Consider the following 20,935-nt stretch of genomic DNA (forward strand, 5'->3'; position numbering starts at 1 on the left):
GGGCCGGGCGATTGAGCTGGCGGTCTTGGGTCAGGAGGTGACCGGCGGTTAACCTGCCGCGTATGGCCACCGGCATCGCTTCGACCAGGAATGATCGCGCAGTCACTGTCCGTGAACTGCTCGCGTCCGGCAAGCAGTCGTTTTCGTTCGAGTTCGCAGCCCCGAAGACCGAGAAGGGCGAGCGGACCCTCTGGAACGCCGTACGGCGCATCGAGGCCGTACAACCGACCTTCGTATCCGTGACCTACGGCGCCGGAGGTTCGTCCCGCGAGGGCACCGTCCGCGCCACCGAGCGCATCGCCACCGACACCACGCTCACACCCGTCGCCCACCTCACCGCGGTCGACCACTCGGTCGCCGAACTGCGCAACGTCATCGGCCAGTACGCGGACGCGGGCATCCGCAACATGCTCGCCGTCCGCGGCGACCCCCCGGGCGACCCGATGGGGGAGTGGGTCGCGCATCCGGAGGGGGTGAACTACGCCGCCGACCTGGTCCGGCTGATCAAGGAGTCGGGCGACTTCTGCGTCGGCGTCGCCGCCTTCCCCGAGCGGCACCCGCGCTCCACGGACTGGGACGACGACATCCGGCACTTCGTCGACAAGTGCCGCGCCGGCGCGGACTACGCGATCACCCAGATGTTCTTCCACGTCGACGACTACCTGCGGCTGCGTGACCGGGTGGCCGCGACCGGCTGCACGACGCCGATCATCCCGGAGATCATGCCCGTCACCAACGCCCGGCAGATCCAGCGGTTCGCCGAGCTGAGCGGGGCAACGTTCCCGCCGGAGCTGGCGGATCGGGTTCTCGCGGTCGAGGACGACCGGGCCGCGGTACGCTCCATTGGCGTCGAGTACGCCACGGACATGTGCGAGCGCTTGCTGTCCGAGGGAATCCCCGGACTCCACTTCATTACGCTGAACACCTCCACGGCAACGCTGGAGATCTACCAGAACCTCGGGCTGAACCGGCTTTCCTGAGGGCAGGCACCACCAAGCGGGGGCGGAAGAGAGGCACGTGATGGGCGACTTGGCCTGGTTGGCCCTCTATGCCGGGTTCGGGGTGGTCGCGCTCTGGCTGCTCTGGGAAGTCCTGATGCAGTACAAGGCGCCGCTGCGCTGGCGCGCCCTGGCCTTCGTCGGCTTCCTCTGCGTGGTGCTCGGCGTGCTCATGCCCGCGGTCCCCGTGATCGGGCTGGGCGTGGTGGTGTTCGGGGTCGGCCAGGCCAAGGTCACGCTCTCCTACCGCAGCGGCTACTCCGAAGGCTGGGCGGTGAACAGGCGCGACGAGCACGGCGACGAGTACGACGCACAGCGGTACGGCGCGGAGCACGACGAAGCGGCGGCGTACGGCGAGCGGCGGGCGCCGCTCCCGGAACGCGGCCCCGCCTACCCGGCGTACGAGCCGGAGGGCGCGCCGCCCGTGCCCCCGGCGCAGGAACAGACCGCGCAGTTCTCGCCCTTCGGCGAGGAGCAGGTCTTCGCGGGCGCCGCCCCCGCGCAGCAGCAGGCGTACGCCGGCGGCTACGACTCGTACGGCGGCGCCGGCTACGACACCGGCGGCTACGCGACCACGTCCGCCTACGACACCGGCGGCTACGCGACGACGTCCGCGTACGACACCGGCAGCCACGTCACGACCTCCGCCTACGACACCGGCAGCCACGCGACCACCTCCGGCTACGAGGCCGGCGGCTACGCCACCAACGGCGCCGGGACGAACGGCTACGGGCAGGACCAGCAGATATACCCGGACTCCGGCGGCTACGGCACGGAGCACCAGTACGCCGGATACGACACGGCCGCCGCGGGGTACACGGACCCCTACGGCGGCACGGAGTACGCCGCGCCGGCCCCGCCGCCGTACTACGACTCCACGCAGGGCGGCGGGCAGTCGTACGACACGAGCGGCGCCGGTTACCCGGGCTACGACCAGCAGCAGTACGCGCAGTACGCCGAGGGCTACGACACCGGCCAGCAGCCGGCGTACGGCCAGGAGTTCTACGGGACGCCGGCGGAGGGCGTCTGGATGCCGCAGCAGCGCGACGCGGACCCGCTGGGCACCGAGGACCCGTACGCCCAGCAGCAGGGCTACCCGGGCTACGAGCAGCAGTACCGCTACTGAACCACCCGGTGTCCCCGCCCCCGGCGGGCCGGCGGGCCGTCAGCGGGAGCCGCGGAAGTCCGCACCCTCCATGATCAGCCCGGCCACCAGGGCCCCCGACATCCCCGCGTGCGCCAGCCCGCCGCCCGGGTGCGACCAGCCGCCCACCGCGTAGAGGCCCAGCACGGCCGTGGTGTTCGGCTGCGGCAGGTACGCGCCGCCGGCGCCGGCCAGGGCGGGCCCCGGCACCGCGCCGCCCGGGGCGTCCGTCTCGGCGGCGGTGTCCGCGGGCGTACGCACCTCGCGCCACAGCACCCGCTCCGCGAGCCCCGGCACCGCGCGCCCGGCCGCGGCCACCATCCGGTCCGCGAACGCCTCCGCGGCCGGTGCGGCTTGCTCCCCGGCCGGTGTGGCCTCGCTGCCCCACGCCCCGGCCGGCACGACGGCGGTCAGCGTCACGGCCTCGTGCCCGGCGTCGGGGCGCTGCGCGGGGTCGTCGGGGCGCAGCACGGTGACGGTGGGCACCACGTCGGTCCCGGGCCGCGCGCCGTCGAAGATCCAGGCCAGTTCGCGCGCGGCGTCCGGGGAGTGCACGACGGTACGGTGCACGGCGTCGTCGTCCCGCGCGCCGCGCAGCGCCAGGCACACGGTCAACCGCCCCGGCACCGCCCGCGCCGCCGCCGGCACGCCGGCCTCGTACGCGCCGGGAGCCAGCTCCGCCAGCCGCGCCCGCGGCACCCCGGCGATCACCGCGTCGGCGTCCGCCCGCTCGCCGCCGGCCAGTTCGACGCCCGCCGCCCGGCCGTCCGCGCCCACCCGGACGGCGGTCACCTCCGCGCCGAACGCGAACGTGATCCCGCGCTCCAGGCAGCGCTCGTACAGCGCGTCCGCCAGTGCCCGCATGCCCCCGCGCACGTACCAGCCGCCGAAGGTCTCCCGCACGTACGGCAGCATCGCGGCGCCCGCCGGCGCGTGCCGCGGGTCGAACCCGTCCGCCAGGGCGTGCTGCGCGAGCATCGTCCCCAGCGCGGGGTACGGCCCCAACTCGCCCGCGCCGACGTCGGCCACGGTGGCGGGCCGCGCGGGCCGGCGCGGGCCGCGCAGGCGGCGCAGCAGCCCGTGCCCGGCCGGCGGCGGGACGGCGGGGTAGAAGTCGGCGGCCAGCGCGCCCGGGTCGGCGGGCAGGGGCTCCTCGACGAGCGGGCGGCGGGCGGCCTCCCAGACCCGGCGGCCCCGGTCGAGCAGGGCGGTCCACGCCTCGCCCGCGCCCGGTCCCGCGGCGGCGTCGAGGGCCCGTACGACGCCCGCGCGGGAGGCGTTGGGCAGGGTGGCGTCGGTGCCGTCGGGGAAGAGGTGCCGCTCGGCCGGGTCCACCGGCACCAGCTCCACGCACTTCTCCAGCTTCCGCCGGCCGGTCTTGAGGAACAGGTCGCGGTAGACCGCGGGGAGGTACAGCACCCCGGGACCGGTGTCGAAGCCGAAGCCGTCGCGCTCCAGCCGCCGGACGCCGCCGCCGTACGTGCCGGAGCGCTCGTGGACCGTCACCCGGTGGCCCGCGAGGGCCAGCCGCGCGGAGGCGGCCATGGCGCCCATGCCCGCCCCGACAACCGCGATCTCTGCCATGGCCCGGACTTTATCCCGGCCGCCGCGGGGGGCCACGGGCGGGAGCGGTGGGGCTGGGGGTGCGTACTCAGCTTTGAGTACGCGTACTCAGACACGTGCTTGAGTACCCGAGCGGATGGGCCCCGACCTGCGCAAACGGCAGAGTGAGGGACGTGGGTCGGACGCAGGAAGGAGTCACGGACCGCCGACACGGGGCGGCGGAACGGGACTTCGGTGCCGGCCCATGAGGGGGGAACGGGGGAAATGGGGGGAAGCTGTCCCGGTGATGGAGCGACGGGGGATCGCTTCGCGCCGGGGCAGCGCCCGTTCCGGGTGGCGCGCGCAGGCGGGGGCGGCGTTCCACGCCGGGGCAGCGCTGGGAGGCAGTGTGGGGCACGGCGCTGGGGCAGCGCCGGGGGCGGCCGTGCGGGCAATTGCCGCGGAGGGTGCGGTCGGGGGCATCGTCGCAGGTAGCGGGGCAGTTCAGGTCGATTGTCAGTGGGGTGCGCCACGATGGGCACATACGAACGAACGACTGAAGGACTGACGCCGACAGGAGGCAAGCCATGGCGGCCGAGCCGGCTTACGCCCCACCGAGTGATGTCCACCCCGTCCTGCGCCCGGGCAGTGCGCCCAAGGCGGCGCTGGAGCTCCTCGCGCAAGCCCACGCCAGTCTGGCGGAGGCGGCGGAGATGGAGACGGCGAACGAGCGCTACTCCCTGGCCCACCTCGCCGCCCTGCGCACCGCCGCGGCGGTGCTCGCGGTGCGCGGGCGCCCAGAGCCGTCGCCGCGGCGCCGGCAGCGCATCCGCAGCGCGTGGGAGGTGCTGCCGGAGGTCGCGCCGGAACTCGCCGAGTGGAGCGCGATGTTCGCGGTCGGCGCCCGGCTGCGGGCCCGCGCGGAGGCGGGCATCAGGGATGCCGTCGACGAGCAGGAGGCGGCCGATCTCCTGCGCGCGGCGGGCATGTTCACGCGGATCGTCGAGCGGATGCTCGTCGTCCAGCCACTGATACGCCCCCAACCGGGCCCAGAGGCGCGCTGAGCCCCGCGGGGGCGCCGGCGACGGGCCGCGAGGGTCCGGCGGACACCCGCGCCTCCCGCGCGCCGGTGCCGCCGGTGCGCACGGGGCCGCCGCCGAAAGGCCGCGCGGGCGGGGCGGCGGGTGCCGCGGCGGCGGGTGCCCGCGTGCCGCGCGCGGCGTGCCGGGCGCCGGTGGCGGTGGGGCGGCTTCGCCGTGCCCGCCGTGCCTCCGCGGATGTGTCCCCAACCGGCCCGGATGCGCGCCCGGGTGGGGTGGGCGCCGGTGGCTGTACGCCGGTCTGTCGTCGGGAGCGGCGCGGGCCGCGCGGCCGGCGGGCCGCACGCCGTCCGCGCGCTCGGCGTGCCCGGCGCCGGTGGCCGTGGGGCGGCTTCGCGGTGCCCGCCGTGCTTCCGCGGCGAGGTCCCCCAACCGGGGCCGGACGCGGGCCGGTCGGAGCGTGCTCCGGCGGGGCCGGGCCGGCCGCGGGCGGCGTGCCGGACGCCGGCGTCGGTGCGGCCGCTCCGCCGTGCCCGCGGCAGGCGTGGACGCGGATGCGCAGCCTCTAAGCTGGGCCACGCCCGATCTTCGAGGAGCGCTCCATGCCCCGTACGACACCGCACGACCCCCTGCCGCGCGCGTCGCTGCGCGCCGCCGTCGTCTGGGAGGCGCTGGAGGACGCCCTGGCCCGGCACGGAGCCGTCGGAAGGGCCGCCGGAAAGGCCGACGGGACGGCCGCCGGGGAAGCCGGTGCGGACGCCGCGGCCGGCGGCACGCCCGCCGGCCGGGCGCTCGACGTGCTGGACACCGGCGGCGGCACCGGCGGCTTCGCCGTGCCCGCGGCCCTCCTCGGGCACCGGGTGACGGTCGTCGACCCCAGCCCGAACGCGCTCTTCGGGCTGCAGCGCCGCGCCGCCGAGGCCGGCGTCGACGACCGGGTGCGCGGCGTGCAGGGCGACATCCACGCCCTCTTCGACGTCGCCGAGCCCGGTGCATATGACGCCGTCCTCTGCCACGGCGTCCTCGAGTACGTCGACGACCCCGCCGCGGGCCTCGCCAACGCCGTCGCCGCGCTGCGGCCCGGCGGCCTCCTCAGCGTCCTGGCGGCGGGCCTCGGCGGCGCCGTGCTGGCCCGCGCGCTCGCCGGACACTTCGCCTCCGCCCACCGGGCGCTCACGGGCGGAGACGGCCGCTGGGGCGAGGCGGACCCCGTGCCGCGCCGGTTCACGCCGGAGGAGCTGACCCGGCTGGTCGCCGCCGCCGGCGTGGACGTGCGGGCCGTGCAGGGCGTACGGACCTTCTCCGACCTGGTCCCGGACGGCCTCGCCGAGTCCGAGCCCGGTGCCCTCGAAGCGCTGCTGGCGCTGGAACGGGCGGCGGCGGAGTCCCCGGCGTTCCAGCCCGTGGCGGCGCAGCTTCATGTTCTGGGCGGCCGGAAGTGATAACCGGTCCGCCCGCGGGCAAAGGTGCAGTAGGCCACAGGCCACCCGTTCGGCCCCGACGCGCCGTATGATCTGAGTCAAGGCCTGCTACGGCGGGCAGGCCCAGATCCGCGCCGCGGATCGGCGGATTTGGCGCAGAGGGGCGGGTTTCACGGGGGCGCATACCTGCCTATCCTGGAGGTGCCGCGTCCCGGTCGCCCCCAAGCGACCGACGAGTAGGAGGACTCCGTGCCGCTCTCGGAGCACGAGCAGCGCATGCTCGAGCAGATGGAGCGAGCGCTGTACGCAGAAGATCCCAAGTTTGCGACAGCGCTTGAGGGAAGCAGGCTGCGCACGTACACCCGCCGTCGGGTGTACCAGGCGGTAGCCGGTTTCCTGGTGGGTATCGCGCTCCTGATGGCCGGTATGGTCGCGCAGCAGATCTGGGTCAGCGTGGTGGGCTTCCTCGTCATGCTGGGATGTGCGGTGCTCGCCGTCACCGGTTGGCGCAGGACTGCGAACCCGAGCGAACAGCAGCAACAGCAGCAGTCGGGCGAAGCCGCGGCCCCTTCGGGCGGTCAGCAGCGTCGCAGGAGCCGGCAGCGTCGTTCCATGATGAACAAGATCGAAGAGCGGTGGCAGCGCCGCCGCGACGAGGGGCGCTAGGCCACCAGGCCCCGCACCGTGCAGAGCTCCCCGGGCCCGGCCCGCGGGAGCTCTCAGCACGCGGTACCACCTTCGGCGCCATCGTGCGCCCACAGGCTCCGGCCCGGTTCCGGACGCATGCGGCCCGTCCCCCCTTCCTGCCCGTTTCCTGCCCGGCGTCCCGGTGGGGGCCTGCGGCCCAGGACGTCCCGCGGGGGGTGCGCGCACAGGGTAGGGCCCGTGCGCGCGCAGCGCGCTACGAGGGACCTGCCTCCCGCGCCGGTCGCCCCACCGCGGGAGGCGTCACGACTGCCGCGACGGCCGCAGCGCCGCGCCCGCGCGGCGTACCGCACCGCCCCAGCGCCCCGTCACCGCCGCCCAGCGCTCCGACACCGCCCACAGCAGCCGCACCGACGAGCGCGGCGCCACCGCCGCGCGCAGCCGCGCTCCCGCGCCCGCACCGCGGGCCAGGGCCGCCCGCACCCTTCGTACGTCTCCCGCCAGCCCGTCGACCTGCCGCGGGCGCGGCGCGTAGAGCGTCTGCTCCACGGCTCCCGCCACCCGCAGCGCCGACTGGGCCGCCGCGCCGTCCAGGCCGCCGAAGCGGATGAGTGCTCCCACCGTCGTCCGCGGCGTCTGCGACTCGTCGGGTGGCAGCCCGAAGTCCCAGGCGCTATCGATCAGTTCACGCCAAGCTGCCAGCGGTCCCGCGCCCGGACGGAGCCGTCTGCTCCGTTCCCGTACGCGCCACGCGGCCGGCAGCGACGGCAGCAGCAGGAGCAGCAGCACCCCGGCCGCCCCGGCCGCGACGCCCGCCGCCGGCGGCCCGCTGTCGGTCGGCCCCGCGGCCCCGCCGCCCGCCGCCTCGTCGTCCGCGCAGCCGTCCACCCGCCGCAGCGACGCCGGGCACTCGTCCTCCGACGCCGAGGGGGACGGCGTCGGGACGGCGGAGCTGCCGGGGTCCGGCAGCTCGTTCGTGGGGTCGCCGCCGCCGCTCGGGGTGTCCTCCAGCGTGTAGTCGGGCAGCGTGCCGCGCGTCGGCGTCGGCTCGAAGCGCGTCCAGCCGGCGCCCTCGAAGTACAGCTCGGGCCAGGCGTGCGCGTCCTGCAGCCCCACCGACATCGACCCGTCGCTCTGCGCCGTGCCCGGCACGAAGCCGACCGCGACCCGCGCCGGGATGCCGAGCGTGCGCGCCATCGCCGCCATCGTGAAGGAGAAGTGGACGCAGAAGCCCTGCTTGTTCTCCAGGAACTTCAGGATCGCGTCGGGGTCGGAGGCGTCGAGGTCGGTCTCGGTGTCGTAGACGAAGTTGGTGGTGAAGTAGTCCTGCAGCGCGAGCGCGCGCTCGTAGTCGTTCGCCGCGTCCCGGGTGATCTCCCGCGCCTGCTGCCCGACTTCGTCCGGCAGCGAGTCCGGCACCTGCGTGTACTCCTCGCTGAGCGCGGGGTCGGGCGGGGGCGCGGTGGCCAACTGGCGCGCGGTGGGCGCCATGATCAGGCTGGTGACCTGGTACTCGGCGCCGCCGGTGGTGGTGCCGCCGTTGCCGACGACGGACCGGCCCTCCGGCTCGTAGCGCCAGTCGTCGCCTATGCGCACCTGGTACGCGGGGTACGGCATCGGCAGCCACTGCTGCCGGAAGTCGTCGTCGGCCCGCACGTTCAGCGTGACGGGCGCGGACCTGATCTGGCTGTTGGAGTAGCCCTGCGGGGTGGGCAGCGGGTCCGGGATGTCCTCGATGCCGCGCCGCGAGGGCTGCCAGGAGGTGCCGTCGAACCGGTCGAGGGCGACGAAGCGCATGTACAGCGCCTGGTTCTGCGCCCCGTCCTCGGTGCGGTAGCGGAACACCTCGCGGTTCTCCGGCTGGTTCAGGCTCTGCTGCAGCCGCACCACGGGGTTGATCGCGGTGACCGTACCGCCGCCGGGGCCCTGGCCGGGTCCGGTGGTCCTGCCGTCCAGCAGCCCGCCGTCCAGCGACGGCAGCACCGCGGGCACGACGAGCGCGAAGCCCAGCGCCACGGCGCCGATCCGCCGGCCCGTACGCACCGGGGCCACCGGCCGGCCGCCGCCCGGGTCGGCCGCGCCGGGCGCGCCCACGGACCGGCCGCCGCCGAACATCCGGCCCCACTGCGCCAGCCGGTCCCGCCCCTCGGCGAGCAGCAGCAGCAGATACCCGGCGCCGGCGAGGAGGAACGTCAGCCAGCTCCCGCCCTGGTTCAGCCCGGCGGCGACGGAGTACAGCGCGAGCAGCGGCAGCCCCGCCGGCGCGGCGCTGCGGAACGTCACCGCCACCGCGTCCACCAGCAGCGCCACCCCGGCGATGCCGGAGAGCAGCATCAGCTCGATGCCGTCGGTGACGGGGGCCGGGATGGAGTAGCGGGAGACGTCGTCGCCGCCCTCCTGGAAGAGCTGCCGGAACTCCTCTATCGCCGAGGGCCCGGGCAGCACGCCGGCCGTCGCCTGGTCGGCGGTGAAGAGCATCGTCAGCAGCAGCACCGTGACCGCGGTCTGCGCGAGCACGGTCAGCGGGCGCGCCAGCGGGACGCGGCGGGCGATCATGCCGACGCCGCTGATCACGACGACCACGAAGATCGCCTTGAAGAACCAGGTCATCCTGTCGGTCAGCGGCAGCAGCGCGGTGGCGGCCAGGAGGGAGGCCGCCGCCGCGGCAATCGCGAGCCGGGTCCGTCCGCTCATGTCAGCTCTCGCCTCCGCGTGCCGCCGCGGCGAGCTGGCCGGCCTGGTTGCCGGCCTCCCGCCACAGGTCGCCCATCGCCATCCCGGGCCGTACGGACAGCACCGTCCAGCCCGCCTCGCGGAGCTGCCGCACCCGCTCGGCGCTCTCCCGGCCGCCCGCCGGGGCCGCGCCGTACGCTCCGGCCGCGCCGCCGTACGCCCCGGCCGCGCCCGGCCGCGACTCCCAGGCCGCGGACTCCGTCACGAAGGCCACCCCCGCCGCCGTCCGCTGCCGCATCCGCGCGGCGAGCGCCGCCTGCTCCTCGTCGAGGTCGCCGAAGAACGCCACGAGCAGCCCCTCGTGCCCGCCGCGCAGCACGTCGTACGCGGCCGAGACCGTGTCCCGCTCGGAGTGGTCGATGACGGCGAGGGTGTCCAGGAGTATCCCCGCCGCGTCGGCCGACTCGCCGCCGCGGGAGCTCAGCGCCCCGTCGACGCCGGTCCCCAGCTCGCCGCCGTCGGTCAGCAGCCGCACGGTGTAGCCGCGCTCCAGCATGTGCAGCGCGACCGAGGCGGCCCCGGAGACGGCCCACTCGAAGGGCGAGTCGGGCCCGGAGCCGGTGTAGGCGTCGCGGCGGGTGTCCAGCAGTACGGTGCAGCCCGCCCGCTGCGGCTGCTCCTCGCGGCGGACCATCAGCTCGCCGTACTTCGCGGTGGAGCGCCAGTGCACCCGCCGCAGGTCGTCGCCGTGCCGGTAGCCCCGCGGGATGACGTCGTCCTCGCCGGCCAGCGCGAGGGTGCGGTGCCGGCCGTCGCCGTAGCCGGTGGCCTCGCCGGCCAGCCGGACGGGCGCCAGCGCCTCGGTGCGCGGCACGACGGTCAGGGTGTCGTACGCGCTGAAGGAGCGGGTCATCTCGCACATGCCGAACGGGTCCGAAAGCCGCAGTTGCAGCGGGCCCAGCGGGTAGCGCCCGCGCAGGTCGGAGCGGACCCGGTAGGTCACCTCGCGCCGGCCGCCCGGCTCCACCCGGTCCAGGACGAAGCGGGGCCGGGGGCCCAGCACGTACGGCAGCCGGTCCTGGAGCATCAGCAGCCCCGTCGGCAGCCGGGAGACGTTCTCCAGCCGCAGGTGCACGCGGGCCTCGGACCCCGCGGGCACCCGGGCGGGCGACAGCTTGCGGCTGCCGCCGACGCGGTAGCGGGTGCGGTGCAGCACGGCCGCGCACACCAGCGGCAGCGCGGCCAGCAGCAGCCCCACCCGCAGCAGGTCGGGCTGGCCCAGTATGTAGCTGCACGCGCCGGCGGCGAGCCCGGCCGCGAGGAACGACCGGCCGCGCGTGGTGGTGCCGGCCAGGGCCATACGCAGCCCGCCGGCCCGGGCGTCCGGGTCCGCGGGCGGCACGGCGGGGGCGGGCGGCGGCGGGCCGGCCATCAGAACCGCCGGCCGTCCGGGCTGTGCGCGCCGCCGCCGTACGCGGGTGGCATCTGCGGCGGCGGCGGCCGGCGCGCGTCGGCGGCGGGCACCGGCACCTGCTGCAGGATCTCGGCGACGATCTGCTCGGCGGTCCGCCGGTTGAGCTGGGCCTGCGCCGTGGGCAGCAGCCGGTGCGCGAGCACGTGCACGGCCAGCGCCTGCACGTCGTCGGGCAGCGTGAACTCCCGGCCCGCCAGCGCCGCGGCGGCCTTCGCCGCCCGCAGCAGGTGCAGCGTGGCCCGCGGCGAGGCGCCGAGCCGCAGCTCCGGGTGCTGCCGGGTGGAGGTCACCAGGTCGACCGCGTAGCGCCGGACGGAGTCCGCGACGTGCACCGTACGCACCGCGTCGATCAGCTTGACGATGTCGTGGGCGTGCGCGACCGGCTGCAGGTCGCCCAGCGGGGAGATCCCGCCGTGCACGTCCAGCATCTCCAGCTCCGCCTCCGGGCTGGGGTAGCCGATGGACAGCCGGGCCATGAAGCGGTCGCGCTGGGCCTCGGGCAGCGGGTACGTACCCTCCATCTCGATGGGGTTCTGGGTGGCGACCACCATGAACGGGACGGGCAGCTCGTACGTCTGCGTGTCGATGGTGACCTGCCGCTCCTCCATCGACTCCAGCAGCGCCGACTGGGTCTTGGGGGAGGCCCTGTTGATCTCGTCGCCGATGACGATCTGGGCGAAGATCGCGCCGGGCTTGAACTCGAAGTCCCGGCTCTGCTGGTCGTAGACGCTCACGCCGGTGATGTCGGAGGGCAGCAGGTCGGGTGTGAACTGGATGCGGCGCACGGAGCAGTCGATCGACTTCGCCAGCGCCTTGGCGAGCATGGTCTTCCCGACGCCCGGCACGTCCTCGATCAAGAGGTGGCCCTCGGCGAGCAGGACGGTCAGCGACAGCCTGACCGCCTCGGGCTTGCCCTCGATCACGCTCTCCACCGACCGCCGGACATCGTCCGCGGTACTGGTCAGATCGCTGAGGCTCGCTCGCTCGTCATACGTCGTCACCGGCCCTCCTCGGCCCGTCGCACGGGCCGTGCGCCGCGGTCGCGGTCCGGCCCTCCCCGATACCGTGGTGCCCCGCGCGCGGCCGGCACGGCCGGCGCGCAACGGAGCCACCACACCCGCATTCTTGCTGCCGAATGCCGGTTTCGTCAGTCGCCCGCCGTGATTTGCTCCGCGGACACCTCGCGGAGCAGTCCCGTGCGCACGTCGAACACGAAGCCTCGCACGTCGTCGGTGTGCAGCAGGAACGGGGAGGTCTCCACCCGGCGGATGGACTGGCGCACGTCCTGGTCCAGGTCGCGGAACGACTCCACCGACCACGCCGGCCGCTGGCCGACCTCGGCCTCCAGCTCGAAGCGGAACTCCTCGGTGATGCTGAGCAGGCCGCAGTCGGTGTGGTGGATCAGCACCACACTGCGGGTGCCCAGGGCGCGCTGGCTGATGGTCAGCGAGCGGATGGTGTCGTCGGTGACCACGCCGCCGGCGTTGCGGATGGTGTGGCAGTCGCCCAGCTCCAGGCCGAGCGCGGCGTGCAGGTCCAGGCGGGCGTCCATGCAGGCGACCACCGCCACCCGCAGCACGGGCCTGGCGTCCATGCCGGGGTCGGCGAAGCCGCCGGCGTACGCGCGGTTGGCGGTCACGAGCCGGTCGGTGACGGTGGCGGCGAGGGCGTTGTTTCCGGTCGACGTGCTCTCAGCGGGCGTCATGCCTACGACGGTATCCGGGCCGGGGCGCCGGTGCCCGCCCCGGGTGAGGTAGCCCACAGAGAGCAACGCGCGCGGCGCCCGCCCGCCACCGCGACGGGGCGCGCCTTCGGTGCTTGACCGACCGGGGGGTGCAGTGGGCTAAAGTGACGCGAAGTGGGAGCCGTGGCGCCCCCTTTCCTGCGGTTCGCCCGCCGCACCCGCGGCCGGCGGCCCGCTCCGGGCCCGGCCGGCGCCGCCGCGCAGGGCGCAGCGGCCGCTCCCCTTCGGCGAACGGGCGGGACAGGAGGCGGCACCGTGAACGACGCACGCGCCGCTGTCCACGTCCCCGTCATGCTGCGCCGCACCACGGAACTGCTGGCCCCGGCGCTGTCCTCGCCGGGCGCGGTGGCCGTCGACTGCACGCTGGGCCTCGGCGGCCACAGCGAGGCCCTGCTCGCCGCCCACCCCGGGCTGCGGCTCGTCGCGCTGGACCGCGACCCCGCGGCCCTGGAGCTGGCCGGCCGGCGGCTGGCTCCGTACACCGGGCGGGTGACGCTGGTACACGCGGTCTACGACGAGCTGCCCGCCGTGCTGGAGAAGCTGGACGTCGGGCCGGTGCGGGGGGTCCTCTTCGACCTGGGCGTGTCGTCCATGCAACTGGACGAGGCCGGGCGCGGCTTCGCGTACGCGCAGGACGCGCCGCTGGACATGCGGATGGACCAGTCCCGGGGCGCGAGCGCCGCCGAGGTGCTGAACACGTACCCGCCCGGCGAGCTGGTGCGCATCCTGCGCGCGTACGGCGAGGAGAAGCAGGCGCGGCGCATCGTCGAGGCCGTGGTGCGGGAGCGGCAGAAGGAGCCGTTCGCGCGCAGCGCGCGGCTGGTCGAGGTGATCCGCGAGGCGCTGCCGCAGGCCGCGAAGCGCACCGGCGGCAACCCCGCGAAGCGTACGTTCCAGGCGCTGCGCATCGAGGTCAACGGCGAGCTCGCCGTGCTCGAACGGGCCGTGCCCGCGGCCGTCGGGGCGCTTGCCGTCGGCGGGCGGATCGCCGTGCTCGCGTACCAGTCGCTGGAGGACCGGCTCGTCAAGCGGGTGCTCGCGGCCGGTGCCGCGAGCACCGCGCCGCCCGGGCTGCCGGTGGTCCCGGAGCACCACCAGCCGCGGCTGCGGCTGCTCACCCGCGGTGCGGAGCTGCCCGGCGAGGAGGAGATCGCGGAGAACCGCAGGGCCGCCCCCGCGCGGCTGCGGGCGGCGGAGCGGATCCGGGAGGACGTGTGAGCCGGAGCGGAGCGGGTGCGCCGTGAGGCGGCCGAGGATCGCGTTCCCGCGCGAGGGCGGCGCCCGGATGCTGGGCGGCAGCTCGGCGGCGCGCGCGCCGTTCGTGCTGCTCGTCGTGGTGCTGCTGGGCGCGGGGCTGCTCGCGCTGCTGCTGCTCAACGCGGCCGTCAACCAGGGTTCGTTCCGCGAGGGCAACCTGAAGAAGGAGACGACGCGGCTGACGGACGAGGAGCAGCGGCTGCGCCAGGAGGTGGAGGAGCACGCGGCGCCGGACGCGCTGGAGGAACGGGCCCGGGAGCTGGGCATGGTGCCGGGCGGGCCGCCGGTCTTCCTGACGCCGGAGGGCGGCGTACGGGGCGAGCCGTGGACGGCGACCGGTCCGCCGCCGCCGGCGCCGAGCCCGGCGGACGCCGCGAACCCGAAGCCGCAGGCTGAGCGCGACGAGGCAGCAGCAGAGGCGGCAGCCGCAGCGGCAGAGGCAGAAGCGGCAGCAGAAGCAGAGGCAGCAGAAGAGGCAGCCGCGGCAGCAGGGGCGGGCGCGGCACACGGGGCGGAGGCGGCCGAGGACGCGGCGAGGGCGGCGGAAGCCGCCACCGCGGGGACGCCCGCGCCCCCCGCCCCCGGGGCGTCCGCGTCCCCCTCGCTCCCCCCGCCCGCCGCCGAGGAGGCACCGTGACGACCCGCGGCTCCGGCAGCACCCCAGGCGACGGCGAAGGACCCCCGCGCCGCCGCGTGCCCCGCCCCGCGAGCGGCGCCGGCGCCCGGCCCCGTACCCGCGCGTCCTCCCGCCCCGCGCCGCAACGCCGCCCCGCCGCCGGCCGCGGCCCGCGCATCCGGCTCGCCTCGCCCCGCCCCCGGCTGCGCCTCGTCAGCGTCGGCCTGACCCTCCTGCTGCTGGTCTTCACCGCCAGGCTGCTGCAGGTCCAGGCCGTGGACGCCGGCGAGTACGCGGAGAAGGCCCAGGTCAACCGGTACGTGCCGATGACGCTCAGCGCCGAGCGGGGCGTCATCACCGACCGCAACGGCGTCGAGCTGGCCAGCACGGTCGACGCGTACGACGTCACCGCCGACCCGTACCTCTTCACGCGCGAGCAGGCCGGCGTCAAGGACGCGCCCCGGCGGGCCGCCGAGGTGCTGGCGCCCGTGCTGCGGGCGGACGCGGACGAGCTGGAGGCCAAGCTCGCCACGCCCGACTCGCGCTACGTGAAGCTCGCGTCGATGCAGACGCCGCAGGTCTGGGACGAGATCAAGAAGCTGAAGTCCGCGTCGGCCGAACGCGAGGCGGCGGGCGGCAGGCAGGACGTGCTCGGCGGGGTCTTCGCGGAGGAGCAGAAGAAGCGCGTCTATCCGAACGGCGACCTGGCCGCCGGGATACTGGGCTTCGTCAACGCCGAGGGCGAGGGCGGCGGGGGCGTCGAGCGGCAGCACGACAAGCTGCTCGCCGGCAAGGACGGCAGGCTGGTCTACGCCCAGTCCGCCGGCCGCCGCATCCCCACCGCGGACGCCGAGGAGAACCCCGCGGAGCCCGGCTCCGACATCGAGCTGACCCTCGACCGCGACATCCAGTGGGCGGCGCAGAGCGCCATCGAGAAGCAGGTCGACGCCTCCGACGCCGACCGCGGCTACGTCATCGTGCAGGACACCGCGACCGGCGAGATCCTGGCCATGGCCAACGCCCCCGGCTTCGACCCCAACGACCTGTCAGGGGCCACCCCGGGCACCCTCGGCAACCCGGCCCTGGAGGACGCCTACGAGCCCGGCAGCGTCAACAAGGTCATCTCCATGGCCGCCGTGCTGGAGGAGGAGGCCGCCACCCCCGAGACCCGCGTCACCGTGCCGAACGTGCTGCCCCGCGGCGGCCACGCCTTCCACGACGACGTCGAGCACCCGACCTGGTACCTCACGCTCAACGGCGTGCTCGCCAAGTCCAGCAACATCGGCACGATCCTCGCCGTCGAGCAGTTGGGGGAGAACCAGCGGGAGGCCAACAAGGTCCTCCACTCCTACCTCCGCGACTTCGGCCTCGGCCGGCCCAGCGGCCTCGGCTTCGCGGGCGAGACCCCGGGCCTGCTGAAGCCCGCGGCCGAGTGGGACCCGGCGCAGCAGTACACGATCCCGTTCGGCCAGGGCCTGTCCATCAACGCCATGCAGGCGGCCTCCGTGTACTCGACCGTCGCCAACGGCGGCGTACGGATCGAGCCCACCCTCGTGCGCGGCAGCCGCGGCCCCGACGGCCGCTTCGACCCGGCGCCCGAGCCGCGCAAGGACCGCGTCATCAGCGGCAAGACGGCCAGGACCCTCTCGCGCATGCTGGAGTCCGTCGTCGACGACGACCAGGGCACCGGCGTGAAGGCCCGTATCCCGGGCTACCGCGCGGCCGGCAAGACCGGCACCTCCAACAGGGTGGACCCGCAGACGGGGCGCTACAACGGCTACACCGCCTCGTTCGCGGGCTTCGCCCCCGCCGACGCGCCGCGCGTCACCGTGTACTGCGCGATCCAGAACCCCACCGAGGGCAGCTACTTCGGCGGCCAGATCTGCGGCCCGGTGTACAAGAAGGTGATGGAGTTCGCGCTCAAGACGCTCCAGGTGCCGCCGACGGGGGTCGAGGCGCCGCCGATGCCGGTCACGTTCGGCGCGGGCACGGACGGCACGGACGGCGGCGGCGCGGCCGACGACGGATAAGCACTGAAAGATCGGACCTGCGCAGTGAGCACAATCACGGACGATCCGGGGAACCGCGAACCGCGGCCCCCCTCGCTTGGCAGGGCGGCAGGCGGGCCCGGTACGCTGCCCGCCGTGCCCCACCCCGATCAGTCCCACCAGGAAGCGTCGGGCGCCCCGGCGAACCATCCGGGGGCGCCCCGCCCCGCCGAGGTCGACCCCGTACCGCTCGCGGATCTGGCCGACCGGCTGGGCACCGGTGTCACCGGCGAGGCCGGGGGCGTCACGGTCACCGGCATCACGCACGACTCCCGGGCCGTACGCCCGGGCGACGTCTACGCCGCGCTGCCCGGCGCCCGGCTGCACGGCGCCGACTTCGCCGCGCAGGCCGCCGACCTCGGCGCCGCCGCGGTGCTCACCGACCCGGCGGGCATGGAGCGGGCCGCGGGCACCGGGTTGCCGGTGCTGGTCGTCGGCGATCCGCGGGGCCGGATGGGGGAGCTGGCCGCGGCGGTCTACGGCGAGCCCGGGCGGGACCTGCTGCAGCTCGGGGTCACCGGCACGTCGGGCAAGACCACCACCGCGTACCTCGTCGAGGGCGGGCTGCGGGCCGCGGCCGAGAAGGCCGGCGCCGGGCTCACCGGCCTCATCGGCACCGTCGAGACGCGCATCGGCGACGAGCGGCTGAAGTCGGAGCGGACCACGCCGGAGGCGACGGACCTGCAGGCGCTGTTCGCCGTGATGCGGCAGCGCGGTGTGGCGTCGGTGGCGATGGAGGTCTCCAGCCACGCGCTGGTCCTCGGCCGGGTCGACGGCGTCCTCTTCGACGTCGCCGTCTTCACCAACCTCAGCCCGGAGCACCTGGACTTCCACACCGACATGGAGGACTACTTCCGGGCGAAGGCGCAGCTCTTCACCCCGGCCAGGTCGCGGGCGGGCGTCGTCAACATCGACGACGAGTACGGGGCCCGCCTGGCCGAGGAGGCCGCGGCCCCCGACGGCGGCGGCGGTTACCCGGTCGTCACGTACTCCGCGGAGGGCCACCCGGACGCCGACTGGCGCGCCGAGGACGTGGAGATCGGCGTGCTCGGCTCCACCTTCACCGCGGTCGGCCCCGGCCGCGTCGCGGTCCCCGCCGAGGCCCCGCTGCCCGGCACGTTCAACGTCTCCAACACCCTCGCCGCCATCGCCGCGCTCGTCACCGCCGGCGTCGACCCGGTCACCGCCGCCGCCGGCGTGGCCGCCGTGCCGGGCGTGCCGGGCCGGCTGGAGCGGGTCGACGCGGGCCAGGGCTACCTCGCCGTCGTCGACTACGCGCACAAGCCCGACGCGCTGGAGTCCGTGCTGCGCGCGCTGCGCAAGGTCACCGACAACCGGCTGCACGTCGTCGTCGGCTGCGGCGGCGACCGCGACCCGCACAAGCGCGGCCCCATGGGCGCCGCCGCCGCCCGGCTCTCCGACACCGCGGTGCTCACCTCCGACAACCCCCGCTCCGAGGACCCCCTCGCGATCCTCGCCGCGATGCTCGCGGGCGCCGCCGAGGTGCCGGTCTACGAGCGCGGCGACGTGCTGGTCGAGGCCGACCGGGCGGGCGCCATCGCCATCGCGGTGGCCCGCGCCGGCGCCGGCGACACGGTGCTCGTCGCCGGCAAGGGCCACGAGCAGGGCCAGGACACGGCCGGTGTCGTACGCCCCTTCGACGACCGCGACGAGCTGCGCGAGGCGATCCGCGGGCGCCTCGCCGGCGGGGCCGCGGGCTGGGGGACCGCCGGCCCTGAACCCGGCTCCGAAGTCGCACCGACGCGCGGTGGCCCGTCCGCCGGCCCGCCCGGCTCCGCAGGCCCCGCCGGAGGCGACCCCGCGGGAGGCGACCGGTGATTCCGCTCAGCCTCGCCGAGGTGGCCGACCTGACCGGAGGCGAGCTGCACGGCGTGGCCGACCCGCAGGCGCCGGTCACCCGCCCCGTGGTCATCGACTCGCGGCAGGCCGAACCGGGCAGCCTCTTCGCCGCGTTCACCGGCGAGCACGTCGACGGGCACGACTTCGCCGCCCGCGCCGTCGCCGCCGGCGCCACCGGCGTCCTGGGCACCCGCCCCGTCGAGGGCGTGCCGACCGTGGTGGTCCGGTCCGTACCCCCGGCGCTCAGCGCGCTGGCCAAGCACGTCGTCGCCCGCCTCGAAGGCTCGCTCACCGCGCTCATCGCGCTCACCGGCTCCTCGGGCAAGACGTCCACCAAGGACCTGCTCGCCCAACTGCTCCAGCGCCTCGGCCCGACGGTCTTCACCCACGGGTCGTTCAACAACGAGATCGGCCATCCCGTCACGGCCCTCCAGGCCGCCCCGGACACCCGCTACCTGCTGCTGGAGATGGGCGCCCGCGGGCTCGGCCACATCCGCGAGCTGGCCGAGGTGACGCCGCCGCGCATCGGGCTCGTCCTCAACGTCGGCACCGCGCACATCGGCGAGTTCGGCGGCCGGGAACAGATCGCCGCGGCCAAGGGCGAGCTGGTCGAGGCGCTGCCGCCGGGGGCCGACGGCGGGGTGGCGGTGCTCAACGCCGACGACCCCCTCGTCCGCGCGATGGCGTCCCGTACCCGGGCGCGCACCGTCTACTACGGCGAGGCGCCCGAGGCCGACGTACGGGCCGCGGACGTCCGTCTCACCGATGACGGGCGGCCGGAATTCACCCTGCACACACCCGCCGGCAGCGCCGGTGTGATCATGCGGCTGTACGGTGAGCACCACGTGTCGAACGCGCTTGCCGCCGCCGCCGTCGCGTACGAGCTGGGCATGCCCCCGGCGCGGATCGCCGAGGCGCTCTCCGTGGCCGAGGCGCTGTCCGGCCGGCGCATGGAGGTCAGGCGGCGGCCGGACGGCGTGACGGTCGTCAACGACGCGTACAACGCCAACCCCGAGTCCACGCGGGCCGCGCTGCGCGCGCTCGCCGCCATGGGTCGGGGCAGCACGGCGCCGGGGGGACGGACGTTCGCCGTGCTGGGCGCGATGGCGGAGCTCGGCGACCACGCCATGGCCGAGCACGACGGCGTGGGCCGGCTGGCCGTCCGCCTGGGCATCAGCAAGCTCGTGGCAGTGGGCCGGCAGGAGGCCGCCTGGCTGGACATGGGCGCGAAGAACGAGGGTTCGTGGGGTGAGGAGTCGGTGCACGTGTCCGACGTCGACGCGGCGGTCGACCTGATGCGCGGCGAGCTGCGGCCGGGAGATGTCGTGCTCGTCAAGGCGTCCAGATCCGAGGCACTGTGGCGCGTGGCGGAAGCGCTGCTCGAGGAGGGCGCCGCCCGATGAGGCAGATCCTCTTCTCCGGGGCACTCGGGCTGTTCTTCTCCCTCCTCGGCACCCCGCTGCTGATCAAGCTCCTGGCCCGCCGGGGCTACGGGCAGTTCATCCGCGACGACGGCCCCCAGGCGCACCACAGCAAGCGGGGCACGCCGACGATGGGCGGCGTCGCGTTCATCCTGGCCACGCTCATCGCGTACGCGATCACCAAGATCGCCACCAGCAGCTCGCCCACGTACTCCGGGCTGCTGGTGCTCTTCCTCATGGCCGGCCTGGGCCTGGTCGGCTTCCTCGACGACTACATCAAGATCGTCAAGCAGCGGAGCCTGGGCCTGCGGGCCAAGGCGAAGATGCTCGGCCAGTTCACCGTGGGCATCGCCTTCGCGGTGCTCTCGCTGAACTTCGAGGACGCCCGCGAGCTGACCCCCGCGTCCACGAAGCTCTCCTTCACCCAGGACTTCGGCTGGTCGATCGGCCCGGTGCTCTTCGTCCTCTGGGCGCTGTTCATGATCCTGGCGATGTCGAACGGCGTGAACCTCACCGACGGGCTCGACGGCCTGGCCACCGGCGCCTCGGTGATGGTCTTCGGCGCGTACGTCTTCATCGGCGTCTGGCAGTACCAGGAGTCCTGCATCAACGCGGACGTCCTGACCAACCCCGGCGCCTGCTACGACGTACGCGACCCGCTCGACCTCGCGGTCGTCGCCTCCGCGCTGATGGGCGCCTGCTTCGGCTTCCTGTGGTGGAACACCTCGCCCGCGAAGATCTTCATGGGCGACACCGGCTCGCTGGCTCTCGGCGGCGCGCTCGCGGGCCTGGCCATCGCCTCCCGCACCGAGCTGCTCCTCGCCATCCTCGGCGGCCTGTTCGTCCTCATCACCCTCTCCGTGGTGATCCAGGTCGGGTCGTTCCGGATGACCGGTAAACGGGTCTTCAGAATGGCGCCACTCCAACACCATTTCGAGCTCAAAGGCTGGAGCGAAGTGCTCGTGGTGGTCAGATTCTGGATCATCCAGGGCATGTGTGTGATCGTCGGCCTGGGCATCTTCTACGCGGGCTGGGCGGCCCGGTGAGCGGCC

16 protein-coding genes are annotated in these 20,935 nt (G+C 75.1%); 11 read left to right on the plus strand and 5 right to left on the minus strand.

From position 1 onward, the window contains the following. The first annotated feature begins 62 nt into the window (after positions 1-62). Positions 63-980, plus strand: a complete 918-nt coding sequence (gene metF, locus O7599_RS30755; RefSeq protein ID WP_281618870.1) for a methylenetetrahydrofolate reductase [NAD(P)H] — start codon at positions 63-65, stop codon at positions 978-980. Between the two features lie 40 nt (positions 981-1,020). Continuing rightward, complete coding sequence (locus O7599_RS30760) at positions 1,021-2,124, plus strand: hypothetical protein (RefSeq protein ID WP_281618871.1); 1,104 nt, start codon at positions 1,021-1,023, stop codon at positions 2,122-2,124. A gap of 39 nt (positions 2,125-2,163) precedes the next feature. Here O7599_RS30760 and O7599_RS30765 read toward each other — a convergent pair whose 3' ends face one another. Next, positions 2,164-3,726 (minus strand): NAD(P)/FAD-dependent oxidoreductase, encoded by a 1,563-nt coding sequence (locus tag O7599_RS30765; protein ID WP_281618872.1) that lies wholly within the window; start codon positions 3,724-3,726, stop codon positions 2,164-2,166. Positions 3,727-4,271: 545 nt separating this feature from the next. Between O7599_RS30765 and O7599_RS30770 the strand changes: the two genes are divergently transcribed. The 3 genes from O7599_RS30770 (at position 4,272) to O7599_RS30780 (ending at position 6,811) form a co-directional block, all read left to right on the plus strand. Beyond that, complete coding sequence (locus tag O7599_RS30770) at positions 4,272-4,748, plus strand: SAV_6107 family HEPN domain-containing protein (protein WP_281618873.1); 477 nt, start codon at positions 4,272-4,274, stop codon at positions 4,746-4,748. Positions 4,749-5,326: 578 nt separating this feature from the next. Beyond that, the gene (locus tag O7599_RS30775) at positions 5,327-6,166 is read left to right on the plus strand and encodes a methyltransferase (protein WP_281618874.1); all 840 of its coding nucleotides are present in this window, start codon (positions 5,327-5,329) and stop codon (positions 6,164-6,166) included. Positions 6,167-6,394: 228 nt separating this feature from the next. Beyond that, the gene (locus tag O7599_RS30780) at positions 6,395-6,811 is read left to right on the plus strand and encodes a DUF3040 domain-containing protein (RefSeq protein ID WP_281618875.1); all 417 of its coding nucleotides are present in this window, start codon (positions 6,395-6,397) and stop codon (positions 6,809-6,811) included. Positions 6,812-7,093: 282 nt separating this feature from the next. On the opposite strand, the gene O7599_RS30785 is transcribed toward O7599_RS30780, so the two are convergent. The 4 genes from O7599_RS30785 to O7599_RS30800 all read right to left on the minus strand — a co-directional run bounded on the left by O7599_RS30785 (position 7,094) and on the right by O7599_RS30800 (position 12,642). After that, a complete protein-coding gene (locus O7599_RS30785; RefSeq protein ID WP_281618876.1) occupies positions 7,094-9,484 on the minus strand; it encodes a DUF3488 and transglutaminase-like domain-containing protein in 2,391 nt (796 codons plus the stop codon). Position 9,485: 1 nt separating this feature from the next. Beyond that, positions 9,486-10,895, minus strand: coding sequence for a DUF58 domain-containing protein (locus O7599_RS30790; RefSeq protein WP_281618877.1), 1,410 nt, complete (start codon positions 10,893-10,895; stop codon positions 9,486-9,488). Next, positions 10,895-11,938, minus strand: a complete 1,044-nt coding sequence (locus O7599_RS30795; protein ID WP_281618878.1) for a MoxR family ATPase — start codon at positions 11,936-11,938, stop codon at positions 10,895-10,897. The genes O7599_RS30790 and O7599_RS30795 overlap by 1 nt, the downstream gene beginning before the upstream one ends. Positions 11,939-12,084: 146 nt before the next feature. Continuing rightward, positions 12,085-12,642: a carbonic anhydrase gene (locus O7599_RS30800; RefSeq protein ID WP_281618879.1), complete on the minus strand. Its 558-nt coding sequence runs from the start codon at positions 12,640-12,642 to the stop codon at positions 12,085-12,087. 294 nt (positions 12,643-12,936) lie between these two features. Here O7599_RS30800 and rsmH point away from each other — a divergent pair, with 294 nt between their 5' ends. The 6 genes from rsmH to mraY all read left to right on the plus strand — a co-directional run bounded on the left by rsmH (position 12,937) and on the right by mraY (position 20,929). After that, positions 12,937-13,899, plus strand: a complete 963-nt coding sequence (rsmH, locus tag O7599_RS30805) for a 16S rRNA (cytosine(1402)-N(4))-methyltransferase RsmH (RefSeq protein ID WP_281618880.1) — start codon at positions 12,937-12,939, stop codon at positions 13,897-13,899. 22 nt (positions 13,900-13,921) lie between these two features. Then, positions 13,922-14,575, plus strand: a complete 654-nt coding sequence (locus tag O7599_RS30810; RefSeq protein ID WP_281618881.1) for a septum formation initiator — start codon at positions 13,922-13,924, stop codon at positions 14,573-14,575. Continuing rightward, positions 14,572-16,584 carry a penicillin-binding protein 2 gene (locus tag O7599_RS30815; protein WP_281618882.1) on the plus strand — a complete coding sequence of 671 codons (2,013 nt, stop codon included), beginning with the start codon at positions 14,572-14,574 and terminating at the stop codon, positions 16,582-16,584. The genes O7599_RS30810 and O7599_RS30815 overlap by 4 nt, the downstream gene beginning before the upstream one ends. Before the next feature lie 114 nt (positions 16,585-16,698). Beyond that, positions 16,699-18,441, plus strand: coding sequence for a UDP-N-acetylmuramoyl-L-alanyl-D-glutamate--2,6-diaminopimelate ligase (locus O7599_RS30820; RefSeq protein ID WP_348652576.1), 1,743 nt, complete (start codon positions 16,699-16,701; stop codon positions 18,439-18,441). Continuing rightward, positions 18,438-19,865 carry a UDP-N-acetylmuramoyl-tripeptide--D-alanyl-D-alanine ligase gene (gene murF, locus O7599_RS30825; protein WP_281618884.1) on the plus strand — a complete coding sequence of 476 codons (1,428 nt, stop codon included), beginning with the start codon at positions 18,438-18,440 and terminating at the stop codon, positions 19,863-19,865. Before O7599_RS30820 ends, murF begins: the two co-directional genes overlap by 4 nt. Next, positions 19,862-20,929, plus strand: a complete 1,068-nt coding sequence (mraY, locus tag O7599_RS30830; RefSeq protein WP_281618885.1) for a phospho-N-acetylmuramoyl-pentapeptide-transferase — start codon at positions 19,862-19,864, stop codon at positions 20,927-20,929. Before murF ends, mraY begins: the two co-directional genes overlap by 4 nt. The last annotated feature ends 6 nt before the right edge of the window (positions 20,930-20,935 follow it).

The organism is Streptomyces sp. WMMC500 (assembly GCF_027497195.1).
GTDB lineage: Bacteria > Actinomycetota > Actinomycetes > Streptomycetales > Streptomycetaceae > Streptomyces.